General features: G+C 44.0%; 8 protein-coding genes. All 8 read left to right on the top strand.

The features are described from left to right. Positions 1-170: 170 nt before the first annotated feature. Positions 171-1,001 (top strand): 5-dehydro-4-deoxy-D-glucuronate isomerase, encoded by an 831-nt coding sequence (kduI, locus tag QP775_RS04935; protein WP_239328660.1) that lies wholly within the window; start codon positions 171-173, stop codon positions 999-1,001. Between the two features lie 41 nt (positions 1,002-1,042). Further along, positions 1,043-1,849, top strand: coding sequence for a gluconate 5-dehydrogenase (locus QP775_RS04930; protein ID WP_285104090.1), 807 nt, complete (start codon positions 1,043-1,045; stop codon positions 1,847-1,849). Between the two features lie 131 nt (positions 1,850-1,980). After that, entirely contained in the window at positions 1,981-3,804 is a 1,824-nt protein-coding gene (locus tag QP775_RS04925; protein WP_285104088.1) for a DUF2264 domain-containing protein, read from the top strand. A gap of 121 nt (positions 3,805-3,925) precedes the next feature. Further along, entirely contained in the window at positions 3,926-5,113 is a 1,188-nt protein-coding gene (locus tag QP775_RS04920; RefSeq protein ID WP_285104086.1) for a glycoside hydrolase family 88 protein, read from the top strand. Positions 5,114-5,214: 101 nt separating this feature from the next. Then, positions 5,215-6,954 (top strand): sensor histidine kinase, encoded by a 1,740-nt coding sequence (locus QP775_RS04915; protein WP_285104085.1) that lies wholly within the window; start codon positions 5,215-5,217, stop codon positions 6,952-6,954. Then, positions 6,929-8,524 (top strand): response regulator transcription factor, encoded by a 1,596-nt coding sequence (locus QP775_RS04910; protein WP_285104083.1) that lies wholly within the window; start codon positions 6,929-6,931, stop codon positions 8,522-8,524. Before QP775_RS04915 ends, QP775_RS04910 begins: the two co-directional genes overlap by 26 nt. 40 nt (positions 8,525-8,564) lie before the next feature. Then, positions 8,565-9,368 carry a carbohydrate-binding protein gene (locus QP775_RS04905; protein WP_285104080.1) on the top strand — a complete coding sequence of 268 codons (804 nt, stop codon included), beginning with the start codon at positions 8,565-8,567 and terminating at the stop codon, positions 9,366-9,368. A gap of 170 nt (positions 9,369-9,538) precedes the next feature. Next, the gene (gene gnpA / locus QP775_RS04900) at positions 9,539-11,710 is read left to right on the top strand and encodes a 1,3-beta-galactosyl-N-acetylhexosamine phosphorylase (RefSeq protein WP_285104078.1); all 2,172 of its coding nucleotides are present in this window, start codon (positions 9,539-9,541) and stop codon (positions 11,708-11,710) included. The last annotated feature ends 154 nt before the right edge of the window (positions 11,711-11,864 follow it).

Genomic DNA, 11,864 nt, shown 5'->3' with positions numbered 1-11,864 from the left:
TTCGAATAGGCAATAAAGTCAAAATTGTTCACAACCGGGCAAAATAATTAGCTTACTATTGTTAAATGCATTCACTATGATGGTTGTAGATCCAATATCGAATGATCGCATTATTCATTGTGATGATTCCAAGTCTATGAAATCGGGAGGAACTAGAAAATATGCAAACTATGGAGACACGCTATGCGTATGCACCTCAATCGATCGCACGCATGACAACAGAAGAATTGCGCAAGGAGTTTTTAGTGGAGCAGGTGTTTGTTCCCGGTGAAATTCGCTTGACTTACTCGCATAATGACCGTTTGATTTTTGGTGGCGTAACACCTGCGAAAGAGTCGTTGGAGATTAAGCTTAGTAAAGATTTGGGTGTTGATTATTTTCTGGAGCGTCGTGAACTAGGTGTCATTAATATCGGTGGTCCAGGATTTATTACGATTGATGGTGTACGTGAATCGATGAGCAATCAGGATGGCTATTATATCGGAAAAGAGACAAAAGAAGTGCTGTTTGCTAGTGAAGATGCTAGTAATCCAGCAAAGTTTTATATTGCTTCTAGTCCGGCTCATCACAAATATCCGAATGTACGTATTTCCATTGATAACATTAAGCCAATGGAGACCGGTGCTGAGAACACAATGAATAAGCGCAAAATTTATCAGTACATTCATCCGAATGTATGTCAGTCATGTCAATTGCAAATGGGCTATACGCACCTAGAAGAAGGTAACGCTTGGAATACGATGCCGTGCCACACGCATGAGCGACGCATGGAAGCGTATGTATACTTCGATTTGGAAGCTGACAACAAGGTATTTCATTTCATGGGCAAACCGGATGAGACGAAGCATCTCGTTGTTGGCAATGAGCAAGCTGTTATTAGTCCAAGCTGGTCCATTCACACTGGCGTAGGCACTAGCAATTATACATTTATTTGGGCAATGTGCGGCGAGAATATCACGTATACCGATATGGATATGGTCGCTATGGACGAACTAAAGTAGATAGATGAATCGAAATGGTATATAGAGAAGGGAGTATTAAAATGTCACAATTTTCGGTAGAACGTTTCCGCCTTGATGGTAAGGTAGCTCTCGTTACAGGTGCAGTGTATGGGATTGGATTTGAATTGGCATGCGCTCTGGCGCGTGCGGGTGCAAAAGTTGTATTTAATGATCGCAAGCCAGAAGGTGTAGAACGCGGTATCGCTGCTTATAAGGAAGTAGGAATTGATGCACATGGATATGTATGCGACGTAACCGACGAGCCAGGTGTCCAAGCGATGGTGCAGCAGATTGAAGCGGAAGTTGGAGTTATCGATATTCTAGTCAATAATGCTGGCATTATTAAGCGGATTCCAATGATCGAAATGAGTGCGGAGGAGTTCCGGGAAGTAATTGATATTGACTTGAACGGGCCATTTATTGTCTCCAAAGCGGTTATTCCAGGGATGATGAACAAAGGTGGCGGTAAAATTATCAATATTTGCTCGATGATGAGCGAATTAGGGCGGGAGACCGTGTCTGCTTATGCTGCTGCTAAAGGCGGGCTCAAGATGTTAACTCGCAATATCGCTTCTGAATATGGCAAATATAACATCCAATGTAATGGTATCGGCCCAGGCTACATTGCTACGCCACAAACAGCGCCGTTGCGTGAACTTCAAGCTGATGGCAGCCGTCATCCTTTTGATTCGTTTATTATTGCCAAGACACCTGCTGAGCGTTGGGGCGAAACGGAGGATTTAGCAGGTCCTGCGGTATTCTTAGCTTCACCAGCTAGTGACTTTATCAATGGGCACATTTTATATGTTGATGGTGGAATTCTTGCCTATATCGGTAAGCAGCCTTAATTTCGAATAGGAAGATCAAAATGGAGACTAACAGTAGCATTTAGCTGTTAGTCTTTGTAATTTCGTTAGGTGCGCAAGGGGAGTGAAGAGGTTTGTCTTGCTGTTAAAACGGATAGAGAGGGAGAACAATCGTGATAGAAGAAATACGTAAAATGCAGTGGAAAAATCGTGACGATATAGCGGCAGCACTACTGACGTTAGTACAGCCGCTAAGGTCACGATCAGCAGAACAGCCGGGACACTTAGCATTAGGAACCCACGGCACGATCTATACCGAAAGTCGCAGAGATGCCGAAGGATTCTTAAGAATATTGTGGGGATTGGGACCTTTTCTCGTCCATTATGATGACGAGCAGCTTCGACAGCAATGGATGCATGGACTTGCGGCGTGCTGCAACCCGCACAGCGAACACTATTATGGTAAGATGAGGGACGGAGATCAGCTGCTGGTCGAGATGGCATCGATCGCAACTACACTGCTGCTTGCACCAGACAAAACGTGGGATGTTCTATCCGAGACGGAACAGCAGCATTTGGCAGACTGGTTATGGCAAATTAATGAACGTCGTTTGGCACCGAATAATTGGCATTTCTTTCGTATCTTAGTTAATGTGGCACTGAAACGGCTAGGCATGAATTATTCTCAGGAGATGATTGAACAAGATTTTGCCCTGATTGAGTCGTGCTATGTCGGCGATGGCTGGTATTTTGACGGTGTGGATCAGCAGTTTGATTATTACATCCCATGGGCGTTTCATTACTATAGTTTAATCTATGTTACGTTTATGGGAGATGAAGACCCAGAGCGGGCGGCTAGGTTAAAAGAGCGGGCTATTCTTTTTGCGCGCAGCTACCAGTATTGGTTCGATAGCAAGGGAGAGGCGATTCCTTTCGGTCGCAGTCTAGCGTATCGCTTTGCGCAAGCCAGCTTCTGGAGTGCGCTTGTGTTGGCTGATGTTGAAGCGCTACCATGGGGCGTTATTAAAGGTTTGTATGCGCGCAATATGCGAAGCTGGATGAATCATAATATATTTACGGCAGATGGCGTGCTAAGCGTAGGCTATCATTATCAAAACTTGGTCATGGGCGAGGGCTACAATGGTGCGGGTTCCCCATACTGGGCGTTCAAAAGTTTCTTGTTGCTTGCTGTTTCGGATGATCATCCGTATTGGCAGGCAGAGGAAGTAGAGCAAAAGGTATCAGTGGGTCGACTGTCGCTGCCAAGCATGAAGGCGATGATTGAACATACGCATCATTCGCAGCATGCGCTTATGTATCCGGTAGGTCAATTTATTGGCTATCAGAACCATGCTTGCGCCAAGTACTCTAAATTTGCCTATTCGACTGTGTTTGGCTTTAGTGTGCCGCGCAGTAATTATTACTATTACGAAGGTGCTTTTGATAGTGTGCTTGCTGTTAGTGAGGATGGCGTACATTTTCGTGATAAGCCGCTCGATACGAGCTATGAGCTGCATGAAGATCGACTTGTGCATAACTGGCAGCCGCAAGCGGGAGTTATGATTCGGAGTACGATTGTCCCTTGTGGTGACAGCCACGTACGCATTCATGAGTTGGAAACCAGCCGCGCATTAATTGCTTATGATGCCAGTTTCTCTGCGCCGTTTGCCACGGTTAGCAGTGACGACACAGCTGTAGTCGAGGCGAGCTGGGCAAGTTTCGATTCGCCTGTCGGGATCACCATCGCCAAGGCGGTTACAGGATTCACACAAGCGGAGATGATTCGCGTCGAGCCTAACACCAATCTATTCTATGAGCGTACATTGATGCCTGCACTGCGTGCAGAACTTCAGCCAGGCACACATGTATTAGTAAGTGTGATGGCAGGAGTTCCTGCTGGTTGCGAGTCGCAATTGCCTGAGGTGAAGCTGACAGAAGATCAAGTAATTGTGCACTATAACGAGCAAACGACAACGGTGAAAGTGAATAGAAGGTAAGAAAAATAAATTAAAAGGTAAAAATTGTGCACACATCTACAAAAAAATACGCTTACATTATGCGGGATGTTTCCGCTATCATATAGTTAGCATTGAGTTATTTTTCTGAGAGAGGACTGAAATGCAGATGTCTACAGAGGGAACGCAAACAACGGTGATGCAAGCAAATAAACTTTACACACAAGCAATTGAAGACATTCTAGCGAAAACGCTAATCAATATTGATAAGTTTGGAACTCAGTTTCCGCATATTAGCCTTAATGGGAAATATCAACTAAACGATAACAACGACTGGACAAATGGCTTCTGGTCGGGAATATTGTGGCTGTGCTATGAGTATTCACAAGATGAACGTTACCGGCAGGCAGCAGAAGCTACAGTGGCTAGTTTCCGTCAGCGGTTGGAGCAAAAAGTTGTATTGGACCATCATGATATTGGCTTCCTATACAGCTTATCTGCCAAAGCGCAGTGGATCATTACAGGCGATGATCGTGCTCGTGAGTTGACACTGGATGCAGCTGATCATTTATTGAATCGTTGGCGTAACACGAGCGATGGCAGCGGCTACATTCAAGCTTGGGGAGCGCAAGATAATGAGCAAGAAGCGGGTCGTATCATTATCGACTGTTTGCTTAATCTGCCATTGTTGTATTGGGCAAGCGAACAGACCGGTGATCCGAAGTATCGAGAAATTGCAGAAATCCAAGCAGAGAAAACGCGGCGCTATATCGTTAGAGGTGATGATAGCTCGTATCATACATTCTTCTTTGAACCCAAGACTGGTGTTCCAATCGGTGGTGCCACTCATCAGGGCCATAGCAATGGTTCGACGTGGACGCGGGGGCAAGCTTGGGGCGTATATGGTTTTGCACTTTCCTATCGATATACGGGAAATGCCGTATTTTTGGAGACTTCTAAGCGCATGGCGCGCTATTTCCTTGAGCATTTGCCTGAGGACAATGTTGCTTATTGGGATTTCAACGCACCTGTGACGGCTGATACGTACCGCGATAGTTCAGCATCAGCGATTGTAGCTGCCGGACTGGTGGAGCTTATCTCACATCTGGATGATGCTGACCCTGATCGCCCCTATTTCGAGAAGATGCTGGCAACCAGTATGGAGTCGTTGATTAGCAACTACGGTACAATTGGTGACGATGCAGCGGAAGGTTTGCTTAAGCATGGCTCGTACTATGTCCATGGTGGTTTGTCCCCGGATGATTATATGATTTGGGGCGATTATTATTACTTAGAAGCACTAATGCGTCTTGCACGCGGTATTCCTGGCTATTGGTATGAGCGTAAATAGAAATAAGAAGATAAAGTCGATGATTTGGTCTGAACAGTAACGGATGTCAAAGGAAGGGAAGTGACGCAAACATCATGTTCAACTTAACTTATTATAAACGAATGTTACTTTCCTTCTTGCTGTTTATTATCGTACCGATGGTAGCTGTATCTGTGCAATCGTTTTATTTAATTAAAGAATCGATGCTGGATAAGCTCCATGCAACGAACGAAAACATGTTGAATGTAATCGGTGCAGAATTTAGCAAAACGATCGATGATGCTACATTTGCCTCCCATTATATTGTAAACGATACAGGCTTCAAAACGAGCTTGCGTCAATTTGCGGATGTGAAGCAGTTAAATAGTTTTGCTGATTATGAGAATTTCTCACAAATCAAAGCTGTATTTTCGCTTATCAATTCGAAAACGTTGAATAGGCAGACGCATATGTACTTAATTAACCGCCAGCATTTTATTATCCCTTCAGGAGATGATGAGCCGGCTAAATTATTACCACATTTGCCCGAATTGTATAGCAAAATTAATTTCCAACAGCCAGAACGGCTACAGTGGTTAGGACTACTCGAAGAAGAAGGCGCGAGTAAATATTATATTGCTCGTGTCATCTATGATCGTGTCAGTAAAGGGCATACAGCAGTGCTGCTGATTGGAATTGAACAGTCCTATTTCGAAAATGCATTAAAATCGGTTAAGTCATGGGATGTTGCACTCTTAGATGATCATGGTGAGCGGATTGCTGGCTCAACACAATTGCTTGCATCTGATACAAATAAGATGGACAGTCGTATGCGTTCCGAAGTCGTACTGAGCAAAAACGGGTGGAAGCTTGTGTATGAGATGAGCAACAACACGTTTAGAGGTATCTTTTCAAGAACACTTTATATCGGTGCTGCTGAAGTCATGCTTTTTGTCCTTATATTTTCTTTATTTGCGCTGCTGATCTCTAAACGACTGCACCGTCCAATTGAGCAATTACAGCAGGTAGCAGGACAGTTTGGCAACGGTAAGCTAGATGTCAGGTTACAAGTTAAGGGAGAAGATGAGCTAGCAGCGGTGAGTAAGACGTTTAACTTGATGTTGGATCAGCTGCAACAGTCCATTTATGAGATGGAGCGGCAGCAGGAGCAAAGACGCGTGTTGGAGCTGGAGGCGCTGTTTATGCAAATTCGTCCCCACTTTCTGTTGAATACACTTAATTCAATTAAGTGCAGCTTAATGCTGCAGGATGATCGACTGCATAGTGGCAGGATTGACTCTTTAATGAGCTTACTGCGTGCCTATATGAAATTTAATACATTGGCAACCTTGCAGGAAGAGTGTGAGTTAATGGCTCACTACATTGATATTATGCAAATGCGCAGTGACATTCCAATTCAACTGCAAGTCGATGTAGAGCCACAATTGCAGTTGCTTAAGTTTCCAAAGTTATTACTACAGCCGTTAGTTGAAAATGCGATTATACATGGCTTTGTCGACACTGATGTAGATATAGAGGATATATTGGGCAATGATACTATGCGCAAGCAATCTCAAATTTGGATATCCGTCTATCATGACTCAGATACAATCATTATTGAGGTTGCTGACAATGGGGCAGGTATGGATGAATCAATGTTGCATCGGCTGAATGAAAGCGTGCTGCGCTGCAGTGATGAACCTGATCCTAGTTATGAGCGGGTCGGATTGGTTAATGTCGCTCAACGCTTGATACTATCTTTCGGTTCAGATGCTACGCTTTCTTTTGCACATAACAGGTATAATGGGATAACGGCACGGATGCAGATTCCAGTGACATCAAGCGGGGGGACAACCAGTGATATACAAAGTGATGCTTATTGATGATGATGTGCCAATGCTCAAATTGTTGCAGCAAATGATAGATTGGGAAGAATTACAGTCGAAAGTTGTAGCTGCCACGTATTCCAGTGTAAAAGCAATCCACCTGTTTCAGCAGACCGTTCCAGATATTGTGATCACGGATATCGGCTTGCCACAGACGAATGGGATTGAGCTAGCAGAACAGTTTCGCCAAATCAAACCGGATGTACGTGTCATTTTCTTAACCTGTCATGAAGACTTCAACTATGCGAGACAGGCGCTTAAGCTTCAGGCTGACGATTATTTAATTAAAGATCAGTTAACAGCAGAGCAGTTGCAGCAAAGTTTGTCGAAGTCGCTGAGCTTACTGAAAAAGCAATCTTCGTCTGTAAGTGTACAACCTTCAACCTATAATTCACAGTTATTCAAACAAGGTTTATTACAGAGAGTGCTTGATCGAACGAATGTTGACGAAATCCTTAATTATGCTGCTAGCATTGGAGTAAGTTGGAACAGTCCTTTCTATATGTTCAGTCTTGTTCACGTACAGTATGCTAGTTACGATGAACATTACTCACAGCAATCGTTATCGTTAATTTGTTATGCCGCCTACAATATTGCGGAAGAGCTAGCACGAAACTATGAAGGGATCACACCATTTTTGCAGCAGCAGCATCTTGTCATTGTGTATAACTATCACGATAATTTAGCAGATAACAACGTGTTGCACTTCAACAGCTATTTGCAAAAATTGAAAGAGCGAGTTACACAATATATGAAATTGAAGCTGGTAAGCGTCGCGGTTAGTGATAAGCTGCAACTTAAGCAACTGGGTACGTGTTATCACTCCTTATTAAGCCATAAATATGAGTTTTATGGTGGGGAGTCGATGCTGATTACTGATCAGCAGCAGGCGATGGGGCGAACAAGGTTGCAATTGCCTGCAGGGGAGTTGGATAACTATAAAGTTGAACTGAAGCAGGCATTAGCTATTCATGATATTGATGGCATACAACGTATTATTGGGAATATGAAGCAACATTTTCAGGCGAGAATGATTGAACCTGCTGCATTCCTGCATGAGCTGCAAGCTTGCTTACGCGAGCTGACGATTGGAGCTTCGGTTAGACTCAATGAAGCGATCTACAATTATATAGAGCAGTCACGGACCCTTGCTGATGTGCTTGCATTAGCGGAACGCCCGCTAACTGCGATGGCCATGTCTAATGATAAACAGGGGAAACAAGGGCGAGGTACACAAGCTAGCAGCTATGAACCTAAGTTACAGCAAATTCAACATTATATCGATCAAAATTTAGCCGATAGTATTACTTCCATTGATATTGCGCGTTATTTGTATTTGAATCCAAGTTACTTCTCACGCTATTTCAAACGCTTGACTGGCAGCAATTTCACTGATTATGTACATCAGTACAAAATGAACATTGCTTCACAAATGTTAAAAACATCTGGGCACACGCTGGAGCAGATAGCACTGACACTAGGTTACTCAGACCGTACCTATTTCTCTAAAGTGTTCAAAAAGTATATGTGCGTAACACCTAGTGAGTATAAGAACGAATATTCGTAAATCTTTCAAAATATAAATTAAGGAAAGAGATGATCATCTTATGACACCACTAACGCAGTTTACGATTGAAATTCATGATGTAAATCATAGAGTATTGGCCACTACAACTGATCAGGGGCAAGCTCAGCTTGTATATCTTCAACCTTATCAAGAAGGTGACCAAATTGTTGTAAAGAACGAGCATCCTAATCAATATGTCATGTTGCAGCTTGATGATACGATGCCTGAAACGTTCGTATATTTAGCGACAACTTGCTATCGACTTACTATTCCATGTGGAGAGAAGAAAATTTCCTATAATCCGAAATCATACAGTGGGGACATCCATGCGCTTAGCGTGCGTCTAGCGACTGCGGCGGAAATCTCCAGTTACAAAAATGTAGCCCTTAATCCGTTCGACCAACATGAGAATGACAGTTGTTATCCGCATGCGATCGCGAATGTGGAAACACGTGGAGAGTCCGTGTTTGCCGCACGCAATGCCATTAATGGTAATTGTTTTAATGCAGGTCATGGGGCATGGCCATTTGAGTCGTGGGGCATTAACCAACAAGATGACGCTGAAATGAGCGTTCAATTTGGGCGCACTGTAGAAATTGACTGCATCGCTCTTACGTTGCGAGCGGACTTCCCACACGATAACTATTGGGAGCAAGTAACCGTCTGCTTCTCCAATGGTGATTGTGAAACGATTCATCTAGCAAAAACGAATGCAAAGCAGGTCATTAAGCTTACGCCGCGTCAGGTAGAGTCCCTGACAGTAAAGAACTTAATCAAGTCTGCTGACCCGTCACCGTTCCCTGCACTAACGCAAATTGAAGCTTATGGCTATGAAGTAAAGTGAGCGAATAAAAGATATAGATCGTAACCTGCAGCGAGCAGGGGGATCTATATCTTTTTTTGTAGGAAAGGTCAAAATTTTACCCGTGGAAGGTCATAATCCGTCCTTGGGTCTCTCTTTCTCACTGAGTATGATGTAATCAACAATCAGTTATTTGGAAGGAGCATATTCAAATGGTCGATCAGAACCAGAACAAACAAAGCAGCGGGCGCCTTACCATCCCTACCGATCTTGATATCGTAGGAGAAACGCTGAAAACGATGAAGTTGTGGGGCGCAGATGCTGTGCGTGATGCAGACGGTACAACTTTTCCGCAAGAGCTAGCTGAATGTGGAGCGAAAGTATACGCTACTTACTATACAACCCGCAAAGACAACAATTGGGCGAAGGCAAACCCTGACGAAGTACAGCAATGCTATATTTCAACGAAATTTGTTGTTGCTACAGATACTGAACTTTCCATTCGTTTATTGGAGGGGATTAGCGAAGACTTGTTAGAAGTCAACAGCCGCGATGATATTTACCGCTGGTGGGAAGTTATCGATCGCACCACTGGCGAGGTCGTACCGACCAATCTCTGGCGTTATGATGAAGCTAGTGGACAGGTAATCATTACAAACACGATACCATACCATGAGTATAGTGTGAGCTTCTTAGCCTATCTGATTTGGGATCCCGTTCATATGTACAACGCCGTCGTAAATGAGTGGAAAGATTTCGAACGACAAATTACGTTTGACGTACGTCAGCCTAAAACAAAGGATTTCTCTAAAGGCAGACTGCGTGAATTTTTGCGAGACAAGCCTTATGTAAATGTAGTACGATTCACAACGTTCTTCCATCAATTCACCCTCATATTCGATGAACTGCGTCGAGAGAAATATGTGGATTGGTACGGCTATTCCGCTAGCGTCAGTCCTTATATTCTCGAACAGTTCGAGCGTGAAGTTGGTTATAAGTTCCGTCCGGAATATATTATTGACGAAGGTTACTACAACAATCAGTATCGGATTCCATCCAAACCATACTTGGACTTTATGGCTTTCCAACGTCGCGAAGTGGCGCTGTTGGCTAAAGAGCTCGTTGATATTACCCATGAAGAAGGTCGCGAAGCAATGATGTTTTTAGGTGACCATTTTATTGGCACCGAGCCTTATATGGATGAGTTTAAATCCATCGGGCTAGATGCAGTCGTCGGTAGCGTCGGTAATGGTTCGACACTGCGCCTAATTAGCGACATTCCTGGGGTGAAATATACAGAAGGGCGCTTCTTGCCATACTTCTTCCCGGATACGTTCCATCCTGGTGGCAATCCAACGGCAGAAGCGCAAGAGAACTGGTTAACAGCACGACGTGCGGTCTTGCGTAAACCTGTAGATCGTATTGGCTATGGCGGTTACTTGAAGCTGGCGCTGGACTTCCCAGACTTTGTTGATTATGTAACGCAAGTTGCGGATGAATTCCGCGATTTATATGAGAAGGCGCGCACGAAGCCGCTCTGCTTAGCTAAAGTTGCCGTCTTGAATAGCTGGGGGAAAATGCGCTCTTGGGGCTGCCACATGGTGCATCATGCGCTGTATCAGAAACAAAACTACAGCTATGCAGGTATTATAGAAATTTTGAGCGGCGCTCCGTTCGATGTTTCGTTCATAAGCTTTGACGACATTCGTGAGCAGCCGCAGTTGTTAGATGATATTGACGTTATTATTAACTTCGGTGACGCTGGCACCGCTCATGGCGGCGGCGATAACTGGACAGATCCGTGTATTGTTGAGCAAATCCGCGCATTTATTGCTGGTGGCGGCGGTTTTATCGGTGTTGGCGAACCTTCCGCTGCTCAACATCAGGGGCGCTTCTTCCAGCTAGGCGATGCTCTAGGTGTGGAGCTAGAACGCGGGTTCACCCTCGGTTACGATAAATACAATTGGGACGTCAAGCCGTCTCACTTTATAACCGCTGATATGGATGGTGACATTAACTTTGGTGAAGGTAAGAAAAATGTATATGCGACTAGCGCTGATATTCTAACTTGTAAGGATAAAGAGGTGCAGTTAGCTGTTAATAGTTACTTTAACGGTCGCTGCGTCTATATTGGTGGACTACCGTATAGTGCGGAAAACGCCCGTTTGTTACATCGTGCACTACTGTGGTCATGCAGCAAAGATAGCGAATTGCACAACTGGTTTAGTTCGGATGCCCATACGGAAATTCATGTTTATCCAGAAACAGGCACGTATTGCGTTGTCAACAATACGCCTGAGCCACGGAACACCACGGTGTATGCGAATGGCAATAGCTTTGAACTGGAGCTAAAGGGCGGCGAATTGCGCTGGTTTAATATTTAAGATTACGTAACATGCCTTGAAGAACGGATGTAATTAGCATACATCGTGACGAGGCCACTGAAAATTTCAATATTAAATAGGTATCAATTGTGCAATCTAATTGTGCGAGTGATACCTATTTTTTATATGATGGCTGCTCATTGACAACATGCCT

It is taken from the genome of Paenibacillus sp. UMB4589-SE434, from assembly GCF_030226685.1.
In the GTDB taxonomy this organism is placed as follows: domain Bacteria; phylum Bacillota; class Bacilli; order Paenibacillales; family Paenibacillaceae; genus Paenibacillus_B.
Note: the sequence above shows the minus strand (reverse complement) of the source record. Positions and strands in the feature narration are given on the sequence as shown.